At 35.8% G+C, this 16,306-nt stretch carries 14 protein-coding genes; 10 read left to right on the forward strand and 4 right to left on the reverse strand.

Going from position 1 to position 16,306, the window contains the following annotated elements; all coding sequences use genetic code 11:
* The first annotated feature begins 202 nt into the window (after positions 1-202).
* The 4 genes from AB3X49_RS08715 (at position 203) to AB3X49_RS08730 (ending at position 3,592) form a co-directional block, all read left to right on the forward strand.
* Positions 203-484 (forward strand): gamma-type small acid-soluble spore protein, encoded by a 282-nt coding sequence (locus AB3X49_RS08715; RefSeq protein WP_002125062.1) that lies wholly within the window; start codon positions 203-205, stop codon positions 482-484.
* 188 nt (positions 485-672) lie between these two features.
* The gene (locus AB3X49_RS08720; protein WP_002010338.1) at positions 673-927 is read left to right on the forward strand and encodes a YgaB family protein; all 255 of its coding nucleotides are present in this window, start codon (positions 673-675) and stop codon (positions 925-927) included.
* A gap of 319 nt (positions 928-1,246) precedes the next feature.
* Entirely contained in the window at positions 1,247-1,777 is a 531-nt protein-coding gene (gene ntdP, locus AB3X49_RS08725; protein WP_367961567.1) for a nucleoside tri-diphosphate phosphatase, read from the forward strand.
* Positions 1,778-1,831: 54 nt separating this feature from the next.
* Complete coding sequence (locus AB3X49_RS08730) at positions 1,832-3,592, forward strand: ABC transporter ATP-binding protein (RefSeq protein ID WP_002169212.1); 1,761 nt, start codon at positions 1,832-1,834, stop codon at positions 3,590-3,592.
* Positions 3,593-3,606: 14 nt separating this feature from the next.
* Here the strand turns inward: AB3X49_RS08730 and AB3X49_RS08735 are convergent, their stop codons facing one another.
* The 3 genes from AB3X49_RS08735 to hemL form a co-directional block, all read right to left on the reverse strand.
* On the reverse strand, positions 3,607-4,695 hold the full coding sequence (locus tag AB3X49_RS08735) for an aromatic acid exporter family protein (RefSeq protein WP_002063696.1): 1,089 nt from the start codon (positions 4,693-4,695) through the stop codon (positions 3,607-3,609).
* Positions 4,696-4,964: 269 nt separating this feature from the next.
* Entirely contained in the window at positions 4,965-9,401 is a 4,437-nt protein-coding gene (locus AB3X49_RS08740) for a glutamate synthase-related protein (protein ID WP_367961569.1), read from the reverse strand.
* Between the two features lie 203 nt (positions 9,402-9,604).
* A complete protein-coding gene (gene hemL, locus AB3X49_RS08745; RefSeq protein WP_002010346.1) occupies positions 9,605-10,903 on the reverse strand; it encodes a glutamate-1-semialdehyde-2,1-aminomutase in 1,299 nt (432 codons plus the stop codon).
* Between the two features lie 127 nt (positions 10,904-11,030).
* Between hemL and AB3X49_RS08750 the strand changes: the two genes are divergently transcribed.
* From AB3X49_RS08750 to perR, 6 genes are all read left to right on the forward strand, one after another.
* Positions 11,031-12,044, forward strand: a complete 1,014-nt coding sequence (locus AB3X49_RS08750) for an ABC transporter ATP-binding protein (protein WP_002010347.1) — start codon at positions 11,031-11,033, stop codon at positions 12,042-12,044.
* Positions 12,037-12,828 carry an ABC transporter permease gene (locus AB3X49_RS08755; protein ID WP_002140292.1) on the forward strand — a complete coding sequence of 264 codons (792 nt, stop codon included), beginning with the start codon at positions 12,037-12,039 and terminating at the stop codon, positions 12,826-12,828. Before AB3X49_RS08750 ends, AB3X49_RS08755 begins: the two co-directional genes overlap by 8 nt.
* 4 nt (positions 12,829-12,832) lie before the next feature.
* Positions 12,833-13,618, forward strand: a complete 786-nt coding sequence (locus AB3X49_RS08760) for an ABC transporter permease (protein ID WP_002125070.1) — start codon at positions 12,833-12,835, stop codon at positions 13,616-13,618.
* Positions 13,619-13,690: 72 nt separating this feature from the next.
* Complete coding sequence (locus AB3X49_RS08765) at positions 13,691-14,095, forward strand: potassium channel family protein (RefSeq protein WP_002125072.1); 405 nt, start codon at positions 13,691-13,693, stop codon at positions 14,093-14,095.
* A 44-nt stretch (positions 14,096-14,139) separates the two neighbouring features.
* On the forward strand, positions 14,140-14,595 hold the full coding sequence (gene bcp / locus AB3X49_RS08770) for a thioredoxin-dependent thiol peroxidase (RefSeq protein ID WP_002029647.1): 456 nt from the start codon (positions 14,140-14,142) through the stop codon (positions 14,593-14,595).
* Positions 14,596-14,896: 301 nt separating this feature from the next.
* Entirely contained in the window at positions 14,897-15,325 is a 429-nt protein-coding gene (perR, locus tag AB3X49_RS08775; protein ID WP_000237831.1) for a peroxide-responsive transcriptional repressor PerR, read from the forward strand.
* 201 nt (positions 15,326-15,526) lie between these two features.
* Here perR and AB3X49_RS08780 read toward each other — a convergent pair whose 3' ends face one another.
* Positions 15,527-15,883, reverse strand: coding sequence for a YgzB family protein (locus AB3X49_RS08780; RefSeq protein WP_002125074.1), 357 nt, complete (start codon positions 15,881-15,883; stop codon positions 15,527-15,529).
* Positions 15,884-16,306: the final 423 nt, after the last annotated feature.

Consider the following 16,306-nt stretch of genomic DNA (forward strand, 5'->3'; position numbering starts at 1 on the left):
ATTTAGTTCATTTTTTATCATATTAACCTGTGTCTACTTTTTAGTCTAACATCAGTCATATCACGTCCAGTATACATATTCCCACCTCCATCATATGTAGTTTGAATGAGTGATAAGAGATATATACGTGAATTTTTAAAAAGAAAATTAGGGATAACTTCTAAGTGAATTGGTTACATTATTGATTGTGGAGGTGAGAAAGATGAGTAAAAAACAACAAGGTTATAATAAGGCAACTTCTGGTGCTAGCATTCAAAGTACAAATGCTAGCTATGGTACAGAGTTTGCAACTGAAACGAATGTACAAGCAGTAAAACAAGCGAACGCACAATCAGAGGCACAGAAAGCACAAGCTTCTGCTGCTCAAAGTGCAAATGCTAGTTATGGTACAGAGTTTGCAACTGAAACAGATGTGCATGCAGTGAAAAAACAAAATGCACAATCAGCTGCAAAACAATCACAATCTTCTAGTTCAAACGAGTAATGAAAGAAAAACACTTCTCCAATTCGAGAGAAGTGTTTTCTTTGTGTGCGTGTCACTGTAATGAAAATAAAGGGAACGACATAACTTCTAATAAGTCAACAAATATAGTCAAAGGAGAAAGAAGTTCACGATTAGAAAATATGTAATAGGAATTATAACTGGCGAATGAATCAAAAAGGGGGTAAGTGATGAACGATTTTGATAAGTTGGTAGGAGAGCAGTTGGAAACGATGGATGAGCTTTTAAAGTTACAATCACATTTAGAGAAGTATCAGCAAATTGAAATGAGTGGAAGGGATACGTGCGATAAAAAAGAATTGCATTTTATCCGTCAAGAAATATATAGAACAGAAATAGCATTAAAACTTTTGCATGAAAAATTTGAACAGCAAACGAATAATGTGATTCAATCTTTTGAAACCGAAAAAATAATTTCAAATTAAGGGTGAGATATGTTGTTGATTTTAGGTGAAAAGTCCTTTCTTAAACAGAGGTGAGGGGGCTTTTCTTTTTGTTATATCTTCGTTTAATCTTCTAAAATACGTATTGCTAATTCATAGGAAATGTTCCTTCGTTAAAAGGGTTAGTAATGTGGTATTCAATAATACAAACTTCATTATATTCCTCATGAAAACAAGTGTCCTATCGCTTTAGTTTTAAAATTTTGACAAAAAAGTTATAATAGAAAAAAAGTGAATGCAGTTCAAGGGGTAGTTAAGACAACTTAAGAAAAGCATTTGCGGTTGAAAGAAGGGAGCATATATGGGATTTCCCAAAGAAGGAGAAAAGGTACAAATACATAGTTATAAACATAATGGCTTCATTCATAGAATGTGGGAAGAGACAACAATTTTAAAAGGGACGCAGAGCCTTGTGATCGGAGCAAATGATCGTACAGTAGTTACGGAATCAGATGGTCGAACATGGGTTACTCGCGAACCTGCGATTTGTTACTTCCATGCTAATTATTGGTTTAATGTAATTGGAATGCTGAGAGAAGAAGGAGTATATTATTATTGTAATTTAAGTTCTCCTTTTGCATATGACTCTGAAGCATTAAAGTATATTGATTACGACTTAGACATTAAAGTGTATCCAGATATGACATATACACTTTTGGATGAAGATGAGTATGAAAAGCATAGTCAAATCATGCAGTATCCACCTGTTATTGATACAATTTTAAAACGAAATGTAGCACATTTAACACAGTGGATTCATCAAAGAAAAGGTCCATTCGCACCGGATTTCGTAGATATGTGGTACGAAAGATATTTAATGTACAGAAATTAAAACAAACCTGCAGGGAATTTCCCGGCAGGTTTGTCCTATTAGAGGGGGGATTATGTGCAAGGTATAAAAAGATATTTACAATTTGTTAAACCATATCGATGGCTTATTGCTATTACAATTATTATTGGTCTTGTGAAGTTCGGTATCCCGCTTATTATGCCATGGTTATTAAAGTATATTATTGATGATGTTATTCAAGGCACGGGATCGCTTCAAGAAAAAACGTCTCAATTAATAACCGCAATTGGGATTGCTTTTTTTATTTTTGCAGTAGTAAGACCGCCGATAGAATATTATCGTCAATATTTCGCGCAGCGCATTGCCAATACAATACTATACGATTTACGAAAATACATTTTTGGGCACTTGCAAAAATTGAGCTTACGTTATTATTCGAACACAAAAACAGGGGAGCTTATTTCACGTGTAATCCATGATGTAGAACAAACGAAGGACTTTGTAATTACTGGTCTTATGAATGTCTGGTTAGATACTGCAACAATTGTTATTGCCATTATCGTTATGTTTTCTATGAATATAAAATTAACCTTTGTTGCTTTATTAATCTTACCTATTTATGTAGTTGCAGTGAAATATTTTTTCGGGCGCCTTCGAAAATTGACGAAAGAGCGCTCGCAAGCGTTAGCAACTATGCAAGGGTATTTACATGAACGTATTCAAGGGATGCAAGTGACACGTAGTTTTGCATTAGAAGAGTATGAAAGAGGACAGTTTGAAAAGAGAAACAATGAATTTTTAACGAAAGCACTAACTCATACGAGTTGGACGGCGAGAACGTTTTCGGTAGTGAATACGTTAACGGATTTAGGGCCGTTACTTGTTATTGGTTTTGCGGCATATGAGGTAATTCAAGGGTCGTTAACACTGGGTACGATGGTTGCTTTTGTTGGATATATGGATAGTTTATATAGTCCGCTTCGTCGCCTTGTTAATTCATCTACAACATTAACACAGTCTTTCGCTTCGATGGATCGAGTGTTTGAATTGTTGGATGAAAAATACGATATTGTTAATGTGCCAAATGCGGTGCAAGCGAAAAGGCTAGATGGGGAAGTTATATTTGATAATGTTTCTTTTCGTTATAATGCGGATGAAAAAGAAATATTGCATAATCTGTCATTAACTATGCGCCCGGGAGAGAAGGTTGCGCTTGTAGGGGCAAGTGGAGGAGGAAAGTCATCTCTTGCTAGTTTAATTCCGCGTTTTTACGATGTTTCTGAAGGTGCAGTTTATATAGACGGGATAGATGTAAGAAAGTATAATATGAGAAATTTACGTAGTCATATTGGAATTGTGCTACAAGATAATTTATTATTTAGCGATACAATCGGGGCTAATATTTTATATGGCAATCCGAAAGCTACAGAGGCGGAAGTGATTTCAGCTGCCAAAGCTGCACAAATTCATAATTTTATTACAGAGTTGCCAGAGGGCTATGATACTGTCGTTGGGGAACGTGGTGTGAAATTATCTGGTGGACAAAGACAGCGTGTAGCAATCGCACGGGTTTTTCTAAAGAATCCGTCTTTACTTATATTAGATGAAGCAACTTCCGCTTTAGATTTAGAAAATGAACGATATATTCAAGAGGCACTGCAAACGTTAGCTGCAGATCGGACAACAATTATTATTGCACATCGATTAGCGACGATTACGCATGTTGATACAATTATTTATGTTGAAGATGGTGAAATAAAAGAAAAGGGTTCTCATGAAGAGTTAATGAAAAAGAGGGGGTTTTATTACAATCTATATCAACTTCAGCATATAACAGAAACAGCTCCTTTAGCGTAAAAGGAGCTGTTTTTTTATTCGTCTTCTTTTTTATCTTCGATTTGGAGTTCGCTTTCTGGTTTATGGTATGTGTAGAAGCTATCCACAAGTAAATCTAAATGCTCTACTTCCTCACTGTAGTTAATAATTGAAGAAATAAGAGGGAAGAGGTGTAACCATATTTTATATGCTTCCTCATCGTCTTTATTTTGATAATCCATAAAGATATCAATCAATTCTTGTTTACCGGTTTCAACTTCATCAAGCATCTCAACGGATTGTTGTTTCTTTGCTTTACCAATAAATTTTAATAACACTTGTTCGTGATAATGCGTTAATGAATCAAGTTCGTTTTGAATAGATTCCTGAAACTCTTCTGGCATATAGCGCAGTTCATTTTCGGTGCGATGTAATGATTTTAACGTGCTTAAAGCGCGGCTTGTTGTCGCTAACATTTGTCTGAATAAAACGAGCTTACGAATTTTCGCGAATTGTATTTTTTTCGTATAGCTTCTTTCTTCTTTATACAGCAAATAGTAATGATTTAGTTTAATCATTTTTTCTTTCATGCGATCAATATCGGTTTTTAGCGTTGTAAAATCAGAAGCTTGCCTACTGTTCATACGAATCCATTTAACAATTTCCTCTGTATTATCAACGATGCGATGGTAAAGTTTTGTTTCATATTTTGGCGGCATAAATACTAAATTTACAAGCGAAGCCGCAATAATTCCAATCATAATCGTCGCGAATCGAAGTAAGGCAAAATTAAAGAAATCTTCGCCTTGATACTCCATAATGGCGATAACTGTTACTAAAGCGAGTGATATTGTTTTTTCTAAGCGTAATTGTAAAGTAAGAGCAATTACTAATATACACGTTAATCCAATAATAAAAGGATTATGTCCAAAAGCAGTAGCAAATACGATAGCGAATACAGCACCAATTACGTTTGCTTGAATTTGCTCAAGAGCAGTTAAATACGAGCGGTATACAGACGGTTGAACAGCAAAGATAGCTGAGATTCCCGCAAATACAGGACTCGGTAATTGAAGTAAAATACAAGCAAATAAAGCTAATGTAATGGCAATACCCGTTTTTAAAATGCGAGCACCAAGTTTCATACCCTTATTGATATCCTTTCTCTTGTCATAATGAATGTACAACATGATACTATACATTCATTACAATATGTTAGCAAGTGATATTTTAGTGACGTTAAAAAGTTTAATAAATAAATTACAATCAATTTATAATTTCTCCAAATTCTCTTTAAACATCTATTCTTTAATAAAAAAACCTGCTGAATTTCAGCAGGTTTCAAATTGTTATTCTAGATTACTATGCGATGCTCGCTTCGTCAATTTTTTTATGAAAATAAATATTGTACATGTCATTCAGTTGAAATAGATGGATCCGCCTGTTCTTTTTTCGGGATAATTTCATAGAAGTGAAGCTGGATATCATCTAATAATGGCGTTAACAAAGCGACTTCTTCATATTGTTCGTGCTCATTTAATACACGAATGTAGTCTAATAATAATTCATTCACATCTTGCAAACCATTTTTACTAATTGGCTGCAATGTTACATTTGCACCTTTAGCAATTCTTCTTTTTAAAGCGTGTTCTGTTAAACCTAAGTTTGGCTCATGATGTAAATAAACAACACCACCAGTCATGCCGGCACAAATCCATGGACCAGGATCTCCTAAAACAAGAGCGCGACCATTTGTCATATATTCAAAAGCAAATCCTTTTATATTAGAATATACTCCGATATTTCCTTGTTCTTTTTCGCGGAGTGGTTTTGTAATTCTGCCTCCAATTATCATATCTGCTCCAGAAAGGCGAATGCCAGCACGAGCATCAGCGTTACCTTGCACGTATAATGCACCTTTTTGAGCGCCGTATCCAAATCCTTTTCCGACAGAACCGTTATAATATGTTCCATCTGTTCCTTTTGCTTTCGTTATATAAATGCCACCGCCAAATGAAGTTTTTCCAATTCCATCTTGCGCGCCACCATTTACGTGTATAAATAAGTTCTCGCTATTGTACGCGCCTAATCCGTTTCCGGGAACAGATCCGTTTGTATACTTTAATGTAAGTGGTTCAAGATGAGTGTTTTCATATAATTTGCTACGAATACGATAACAGGATTCTAGACCGCCCATTACGCGTTGCTCTACGCCGACGCTTACTAATTCTTTTGACTGGAGAGAATTTGTTGTTTCAAATTGTTTTTCTTGTACAGATGCCGTTATTTTCACAGATGAATCTTCTATCGTTTGTATTAAATTACGTAAGTCTAATAAGTCCTTGCCTCGAGTTTGTTCTAATAAATCCGATTGTCCGATAATATCTTGTAAGTTTGTGTAACCGAGCTGCCCTGTTAAACGTTTCAATTCTGTACCGAAAGTAGTGAATAGGCTTAATAGCCCTGTAACTGCGCTTTCTAATTCACGTGGAACGAAACGGCGCAGTCCATGTTCTTTCGCTTGAGCTTCAGATTCAATTTGTGTTGCAATTCCGACGTGGCACGTATCAAGATGACAACCACGGCAAGTTGTACAGCCAATTGCAATCATTGATAATGTGCCAAATCCGATCCGGTTTGCTCCGAGGAGCATGATTTTTAAGGCGTCATTTACACTTCGAATACCGCCATCTGCCCAAATCTCTACTTTATGTCTCATATTTGCTTCTAGTAACGCATTGTGAGCAGCTTTAACACCAATCTCTACAGGAAGACCAACATGTTGCAATGCGTGAATACGCGCAGCACCTGTTCCGCCATCAAATCCACTAATGTTAATAAAGTCAGCGCCAGCTTTTGCGATACCGACAGCAATTGTTCCGATGTTAGGAACGACAGGAACTTTTACAGCTACTTTTGCAAAATGATTAGCCGTTTTAATTTCTGTAATCATTTGAGCCAAGTCTTCAATTGAATAAATATCATGGTTGTTAGAAGGTGAAATTAAATCCGAACCAATTGTAGCATTACGTGCTTCCGCAATTTTGGCAGTCACTTTTGAACCAGGCAAATGTCCACCTTCACCAGGCTTTGCTCCTTGACCTATTTTAATTTCAATTAAATTTGATGAATTTAGTAGTTCAGCGTTTACTCCAAATCGGCCAGATGCAACTTGTTGTCCGCGTGTATGTGGGTACTTACCAATCATATCTTTAATTTCGCCGCCTTCACCGTTCAAACTAATCATATTTAGCTGATCGGCAGCTTCTGCATATGCACGAAAGGCGATTTCATTTTGAGAACCGAATGACATGGAACTAATAATAAACGGTAAATCATGATTTTGAATGCTAATAGACACTTCTTCAGCTGGAACGACATGCTTTGTTTGTTTCGTTTGAACAAGGTGTCTGATTGCAATCGGATTATTGTCTTCTAATTCACTTAACTTGTCGCGGTAATCATCATAAGAATTTCCTTTTGCAACATCTCCAATTGCTTTCCAAATCCGCGGGAATATATGAAATGATTTTCGCATTCTAATTTTAGGGTTGTTATAATTATCTGCCCGCGATTTTGCATCTTTAGCAAGCGATTCAAGTGAAAAAGCTAAATCATTTGAACCGAAGAAATTCGTAATTTGTAATATATTTGCGATTTCCTCATGTAATCCAATGGAGGAGAAGAGGCGACCGTAACCGCGTAATTCATGAATTCCAATCGTTGAAATTACTTTCTCTAGTCCTTTATTAAGTGCGGTATACAAATTAGTAATTGGTACTTTTGTTTCATCATTTACCGTTGCGAACAATAAATATGGATTAATACCATCTGCCCCTAATCCGTATAGCGTGACGATATCGTGTAAGGAGCGAAGGGCACCGGAACGTATAACGAGAGAGCATTTCCGGCGTAATTTATTTTCAGTTAATGCTTGATGTACTTTAGCAGTAACTAAATGTGGGTCAATCCATAACAGTTCATTTTGATGAGATTTAGCGTCATCTAATAATAGTAGGGAAGCACCATTTTTAACGGCTGCTATCGCTTCGGAACTAATTCGATTTAATGCGATTTGTAGAGTTTCTGATGGACTAAATGTAACAGAAATTGTAGAGACAGAGCTATGAGTAATGAATAGCTGTATAAGTTGTTCGTACGTAATCGTGTGTAAGTCTGCCGCGATAGATTGAGCTAAATTCCCTTCTAAAATAATGGGTGAAAGCATCTCGATTACAAATGGTTGTTTAGAGTTATCTAATAAACCCGGAAGCTCTCCGAGTACAGTACGTGTGGAGAAGTGTTCAACTTCGCGATCGCGATCGATTGCTGGATTTGTAACAACGGCTACACTTTCCTTAATGAAATCAGCAATATTTCGTCTATCTGTATCAAGTGCGGCAAGTGGTGAGTCATGCCCAAGTGACCGAATTGGTTCGACGCCTTTTGTCGCCATTTGTTCAAGGAGCTGAATATGTTCTCGATCCCAGCCGAAAGCGACGTATTGATTCGTTTCAACTTGAACCGAATCACATAATCCCTCAGTTTCTTTCGTTTCAGGGATAGATAAGTTTACATGATAATTGGTAACATCGATTCGTTTCTTAAAACGGTTATATACTTCAATTTGATAATTGTCGTATTCATAGAGAACCAGCTCATCTTGTTGATTCCATTTTAAGCCAACTTTTTCTCCAGGAGCGAGTGGTTTCGGCTCTGCTACATATTCAGTTGGTGATACAACGCCAGGTTCAGAAGAGAAAATATAGGAGCTCTCTGTCTCTACTTTCCAAACTGGGCGTAATCCAAGGGAATCGACACTGAAAACAGCTTCATCTTTATAACGTGAAATAATACCAGCTGGACCTTGTGCAAAATGCCCCCAAGCCTCACGTATATAAGTGTATAAGTTTTGTAAGTTTGTTTCGTAAAGTTTTATTTCATTAATAATTGGTGGAAATAATATATCCATTGCTTCAAATAAACTGTAGTTATACTGAACGAGAAGGGTTTCTAAGGTGCGGTTTAAATCTTGGGAATCACTGCCCCCGGCAGTAAGTGGTACATTAATCATTTCAGCTTGATCGCGTAATTTTGCAATCGTGTTAATTTCGCCATTATGTCCGAGAATGCTAAATGGTTGTACACGAAAAAAATTAGATAACGTATTAGTAGAATAGCGATTATGTCCTAGTGTCATAGTTGAAGCGATAAGTGGGTGTTGTAAATCATTGTAATAAGCAACGAGTGTATCGCCAGCACCGAGAACTTTATATACAACATGTTCATGACTTAATGAGGCAACATGAATTGCTTCATTTTCTTCGATTTTTATTGTTACAGAAAATAATGTTTGTTCAATATTTTTAACTTCACTTTCGGCGATAAGGGCAATTTGCCAAAATAAAGGTTCTTCTTGTTTACCAAGAGGACCGAGTGCATCTGAGTTTATTACATCATCATTTTCGAGAACAATTGTAAAGCTTTCATTGTTTAGTTGCGTACGAATGTAATCTTTTAACTCAGCAATGTTTTCTTTTTTGTTTAGAAAAAAATGTCCAACGATAAAGTGGGGATGATCCACAATCGTTGGATTATATCCGCTACTTTTCAGTTTTTCATTCCAAAGTGCTTTTGGCATGTCGATATGAATTCCGATACCATCTCCTTCGCCATTAATGAAACCAGCTCTATGATTCATTTTGACTAGCGATTGTATACAAAGATCGATGTTTTCTTTTGTAGGAATTCTTCGTTTTTCCATAACGGAAACGATTCCACACGCATCGTGTTCTGCATTTTTATAATTCCGAAATAAAGACGGTGTCCATTTATTTTTTTTGTTGAGCATCCGTCAATCCCCCCTCTGGAAAAAGATTTTTGAATAATCTTACTATTTAAGGCGTGAACTGCCTTGTATACATGGATAGTAAGGATATAAAAGAATATAAAACAGATAATTATGAATAATTATACTATTAATGAGGGATTTATGAAATAGAAAAAAGGAAAAAAGAAAGATGGGCTTTCTTTTTTCCTTTTGTAATGAAGAGATTATTTATTGTTCGCTAGGGTAGAAAATGCTCTGCCAACAGCTTCAATTGTATATTCAATATCTTCTTTTGTATGTTCTGTCGTTAAGAACCATGCTTCATATTTAGAAGGTGCTAAATTAATACCTTCTTGAAGCATCAGCTTGAAGAATCTACCGAACATTTCACCATCTGTATTTTTGGCTGCATCGTAATCTTCAATTGTATTTGTTGTGAAGTATACAGTTAATGCACCTTTTAGACGGTTTACTGTAATATCGATGTTATGTTTTGTAGCTTGATCTAAAATTCCTTTTTCAAGCATTGCGCCAAGTGCATCTAATTTCTCGTATACGCCTTCTTGTTGAAGTACTTCTAGACAGGCAATCCCTGATGCCATAGAAGCAGGGTTCCCAGCCATTGTACCAGCTTGGTATGCAGGGCCGAGCGGTGCAACTTGTTCCATAATTTCTTTTTTACCACCGTAAGCACCAATTGGAAGTCCGCCGCCGATAACTTTACCAAGTGCTGTTAAATCTGGGGTTACGCCAAGTAAGTCTTGAGCGCCGCCATACATAAAGCGGAAAGCAGTAATAACTTCATCATAAATTACTAGTGCACCAGCTTCGTGAACAAGTTCGTTAACTTTTTCAAGGAAGCCAGGTTTTGGCTCAACAATACCGAAGTTTCCAACGATTGGCTCTACAAGGATAGCTGCTACTTCATGTCCCCATTTATCTAACGCTTCTTTTAAAGTTTCTACATTATTAAATGGAACAGTAATAACTTCTTGAGCGATACTTTGTGGCACACCCGCTGAATCAGGAATTCCAAGAGTAGAAGGACCCGAGCCAGCTGCTACAAGTACTAAATCGGAATGACCGTGGTAACAACCAGCGAATTTCATAATTTTTGTGCGGCCAGTGTAAGCACGAGCAACACGAATGGTTGTCATAACGGATTCTGTACCAGAGTTCACGAAGCGGACTTTATCTAAAGCGGGCATTGCTTCTTTTAACATTTTTGCGAATTTTACTTCTAATGCTGTTGGAGTACCGTATAGTACGCCGTTTTCAGCCGCTGTTTTAATTGCTTCTGTCACGTGTGGGTGAGCATGTCCAGTAATAATAGGACCATACGCTGCTAAATAATCGATATATTTATTTCCATCTACATCCCAGAAATAAGCACCTTTTCCGCGTTCCATTGCAACAGGAGAACCGCCTCCAACTGCTTTAAAAGAACGGGAAGGACTATTAACACCACCAACGATATGTTCTAAAGCTTCTTTATGTAACGCTTCTGATTTTGTGAAATTCACTACAATTCATCTCCTTACAAAAATCTATGTATTATTCTAACATGTTTTTTGAAAAGACGTATTGTTTGTGATAGAAGGAGCAGTTGGGTAAACTATTCGTTGTGACATTTAGGAAGGGGGTCCGATTATGAAATCGGTAATTGAGGTACAAGGGTTACGTAAAGAGTTTACAGCTTATTCAAGTCGTCCGGGATTAAAGGGTGCATTTCGCGATTTATTAAATCGTAATTATAAAATAGTACCAGCAGTAAATGATGTTTCTTTTACTGTAAAGCAAGGTGAAATGGTTGGTTATATTGGTGAGAATGGTGCTGGTAAATCAACGACGATTAAAATGCTTACAGGGATTTTGACTCCGACATCAGGACAAATTACAGTGAATGGAATGAATCCACACAAACAGAGAGAAGAATTTGTAAGAACAATCGGTGTTGTGTTTGGTCAGCGTTCCCAGCTTTGGTGGGATATTGCTGTACAAGAATCATTTCGTTTATTGAAGAAAGTGTACGGTGTATCAGACGCTCAGTATAAGGAACATATGGAACATGTTATTGAAACGTTAGATATCGGTCCTTTGTTAGATAAACCGGTACGGAAATTATCTCTTGGTCAAAGAATGCGTTGTGAATTGGCAGCGGCGTTAATTCATAATCCGCCGTTATTATTTTTAGATGAGCCAACAATTGGACTAGATGTTCTTGTGAAATTGAAAATACGAGAATTCTTAAAAGAGATGAATGAACGTTATAAAACAACAATTTTATTAACGACACATGATATTACTGATATTGAAGCTTTATGTGAACGCGTCATCATGCTTGATGAAGGAAATATTATGTATGACGGATCTTTAGATAATCTTCGTACGCAGTGGGGAGTAGAGAAGGAAATACATTTTCAGTTTGTTGCCCCAGTTTCATACCAGGAGTTATCAATGGTTATGCCAGATAGCCATGTTGTTTGGTTAAAAGCGAAAGAAGAAAACGCATGGGTTGCAAAAATACCGAATGAAGAAGTTATCATTTCTATGTTGATTTCTAAAGTAGTACAAGCCTTTCAAATTAAAGATTTGAAAATTAACGAAGTGTCTACAGAGGAAATTATTCGTAACATTTATGAAGAAGGTATTATGCATGGGTAAGTATATTGAAATGATTCGGATTCGCTTTTTAATGATGCTTGCTTATCGTACAAATTATTACAGCGGGATTTTAATTTATACGATTAACATTGGTGCGTATTATTTTTTATGGCAAGCAATTTATAGCGGGAAAGAGAATATTGAAAGTTTATCTATTTCGCAAATGACTACGTATATTGCGATCGCATGGATGGCACGCGCTTTTTATTTCAATAATATAGATAGAGAAATTGCGATGGAAATTCAAGAAGGACGTGTGGCGGTAGAGCTAATTCGTCCATATAACTATTTAGGTATGAAAGTTATGCAAGGGCTTGGAGAAGGGATATTTCGTTTTGCTTTCTTTTCAATTCCGGGTATGGTTATTGTTACGTTATTATTTTCATTACAAATTACAACAAATTTTCAAACGTGGTTATATTTCTTCTTATCTTTAATATTTAGTTTTATCATTAATACACAAATAAATTTAATGACAGGAATGCTTACATTCTTCTTATTTAATAATAGTGGAATTATGTATGCGAAACGTGTTGTTATCGATTTATTTTCTGGTTTATTATTACCGATTAGTTTTTATCCGTTATGGGCCCAAAAAGCAATGGTGTTTTTACCGTTTCAAGCAATTAGTTATATTCCGAGTATGATTTTCTCTGAAGGTATACAAGGAAATAAGTTATATGAAGCTTTATTATTTCAAGTGATTTGGGCAATTATACTTATTATTCCAATTGTACTGATGTGGAAAACGGCGAGAAAACGTCTAATCGTACAAGGGGGATGACGAGATGATATATATAAAATTATTTTTGCAATATGCAAGTCAATATATAAAAACAAAATTGGAGTATCGTGGCGATTTTATCGTCGGATTACTTTCAGATTTATCACTACAAGCTGTTAATTTAATCTTCATTCTCGTTGTGTTTGGGCATACCCAAGCACTAAAAGGGTGGAGCCGAGAAGAAGTGATCTTTATTTATGGGTTCTTTTTAGTACCGTTTGCCATTTTTTCAGCTTTCTTTAATATATGGGACTTTAATGATCGTTACATTATTAAAGGAGAAATGGACCGTATATTAACGAGACCGATTCATAGTTTATTTCAAATTATATTAGAAAGAATGGAACTTGAATCTTTAATTGGAGCTATTACGGGGATTATTGTGATGGGTTATGCAGCAATGGAGCTGCAATTATCTTTTTACTGGTATGATTTCTTCTTATTCCTACTCATGGTAGGGGGAGGGGCACTTGTGTACGGCGGGATATTTGTTACGCTTGCAAGTTTTGGCTTTTGGTCGGATGCGAAAAGTTCCATTATGCCGCTTATGTATAACATAGGGAATTATGGACGCTACCCTGTTGATATTTATAACCGTGTTATTCGCTTTGTTTTAACGTTTGTTTTACCGTTTGCATTTGTTGGGGTATATCCAGCAGCATACTTTTTAAGAAAAACAGAGTGGAATAGCTATGCTTTCGCAACTCCAATTGTTGGTGTTATCTGTTTTACTATTGCAATTACCCTCTGGAATCAAGGGGTTAAACGATATCGTGGTGCAGGAAATTAATTATAGAAGCTTGTTCGTTTCTAAGGGATAAATCAGCTACAGTCCTCATACATATAAAACGAGGTGGAGGACATGTTATGGGGATTTATTCTATTAATTGCAGCAATCGCTATTTTGAGAAGTGTCCAATTATTATGGAGTTCATATTCAAATTCCAATCGTTTCTTTTCGCTGTACAATTTAGCTACGTTGTTTTTGATTTATACAACGGTACTGATTGCGTTTGGATTAAGTTATGTTGTGCTAGAGGAAATGGGTTTTGCAGTTTTGAAAGAAGATGGGGATAGGTTAAGTGCTCATTCCTTTCAGCTCGTTGAAATATGTTTATATTTTAGCGCGGTTACTTTATTGTCCGTTGGATATGGTGATATAGCTCCGATTGGAATCGGAAGATGGATTGCAATTGGAGAAGCGCTAATTGGATATACATTACCGTTTGCCTTTGTGATGAGATCTGTAATAGACAATGAAAAATAAGGTCGCATTTGATATAGTAAAAGAAAAGAGAAGGAGTGATAACAATGATTACAGTAGGAGAAATGGCACCAGAATTTACATTAGAAGGAAGTAACGGAGAACAAATTCGCTTAGCTGACTTTCGCGGTAAAAATGTAGTCCTATATTTTTATCCGAAAGATATGACTCCGGGATGTACAACTGAAGCATGTGATTTTCGTGATGCATATGGATTATTTCAAGAGAAGGATACGGTTATACTTGGTGTAAGTCCAGATTCAGCAAATAGACATATGAAATTCATTGAGAAGCATGAGCTTCCATTTGTACTTTTAGTAGACGAAGATCATAAAGTAGCAGAATTGTACGATGTTTGGAAGCTGAAAAAGAACTTCGGAAAAGAGTACATGGGAATTGAGCGTTCTACATTCCTTATTAATAAAGACGGTGAGCTTGTAAATGAGTGGCGTAAAGTGAAAGTGAAAGGGCATATTGAGGATGTTCTTTCTTATATAAAATAAATCTATATTAATGAGGAGAAAAAATACATATGTAAGGCATGCGTCTATACATATTTTCTTGCGATACATAAAGTGAAAGTGTAGGGCATACCTCCTCAGATGATAGTATTCCAAGTGCGATTATGTCGCACTTTTTTCTATGTAAATGTATAGGGAATGGGGGAAGATACATAAGAATAAGGCTATATACGAAAATAAACCACATACTTATAGTAGAAATATTGACGATTTATAAGAAAAAGAGTACACTCTTTATAAGAATTATAAAATAATAATCCGTATAGAATCGGGGTGCATGACGGTGGTCAAAGAAGAATTAAAAGAAGCGCTAGAAATGCTGAAAAATACGGGTGTACGCATTACTCCACAGCGTCATGCTATTTTAGAGTACCTTGTGGAATCTATGACGCACCCAACAGCGGATGACATTTATAAAGCATTAGAAGGTAAGTTTCCAAATATGAGTGTTGCAACTGTCTATAATAACTTACGTGTGTTTAAAGAAGTTGGACTTGTAAAGGAATTAACTTATGGGGATGCTTCAAGTAGATTTGATTATGTTACAAGTCAACATTATCATGTGATTTGCGAAAAATGTGGTAAGATTGTTGATTTTCCTTATGGAGGATTGGAACAGCTTGAAGAGGAAGCTGCAAAAACGACAGGCTTCGTTATTAATAGTCATCGCTTAGAAATTTATGGCGTTTGTCCAGAGTGTCATAAGGCGTAATATATAATAAAGAAAGAGGCTGACGGCTATACGTCGACCTCTTTCTTTATTATATATGGGAATCGTGTTAGACTCATGAGGATTTAAAATGTTAAGTGAAGAATCAAATTTAATAAGAACAAATACAAGAGGTGATTTCTTAGTTAAGAAATCACCTTTTTAATGAGATGAAACTTCTTTAGTTTTGTAAGCTCCATATACCTATGATTTATAACTCTTCTTATTATATTTCTCATCAAATTCTTTTCCTTCTAGATTTCGATCAAGTGTTAAAGGTTGATTGCAATGCATACATGCGTCGACACGACCGAGCATTTTTGTTGGTTTATCGCAGCTTGGACAAATAATTTGTATCGTTTTTGTAGATAACATACCAATCCAAAAGTAAACAACAGTGCTAGCGATGACAGCTAAAAAACCAACCATCATAAAGGTTGTCATAATAATGATGTTTTCGCGAAAAAAGACACCTAAGTATGCAATGAAGAGGCCGATAAATACTAAACTCAATGCAAAGGTTCGGATTTTATTAATTTTGTTCGAATATTTAATACCCATTCCCACCACACTCCTATAGGAATAATATAACACACAATTTAGAATATTTTACGAAAACGAAGGTGATGATTAAATTTATCACTTATTAAAGAACAGTAGTGCTTTCTTTTAAGATGAAATACAGAAAGAGATTAGGTGGAAGGAGCATGTCTATAAAAGAGGAGTAGTAATTTTTTTCTATAGTTAATTTAGTTTTTTAACGGGATGTGAAATTTTTTTAGAAAAAGTATTGACCCTATATATACTGCGTGATATATTAATAAACGTCGCTGATGCGGAAACGCAGTAAACGACAAAAAAGAAATTTAAAAAACTTAGTTGACATCGAAAAACGAAGATGTTAACATAAGGAAGTCGCAATTGAGTGGCGAAGTAGTTCTTTGAAAACTGAACGAAACAAACAACGTGAACGTCAATTTTTAT

The organism is Bacillus sp. C30 (genome assembly GCF_040838255.1).
GTDB lineage: Bacteria > Bacillota > Bacilli > Bacillales > Bacillaceae_G > Bacillus_A > Bacillus_A mycoides.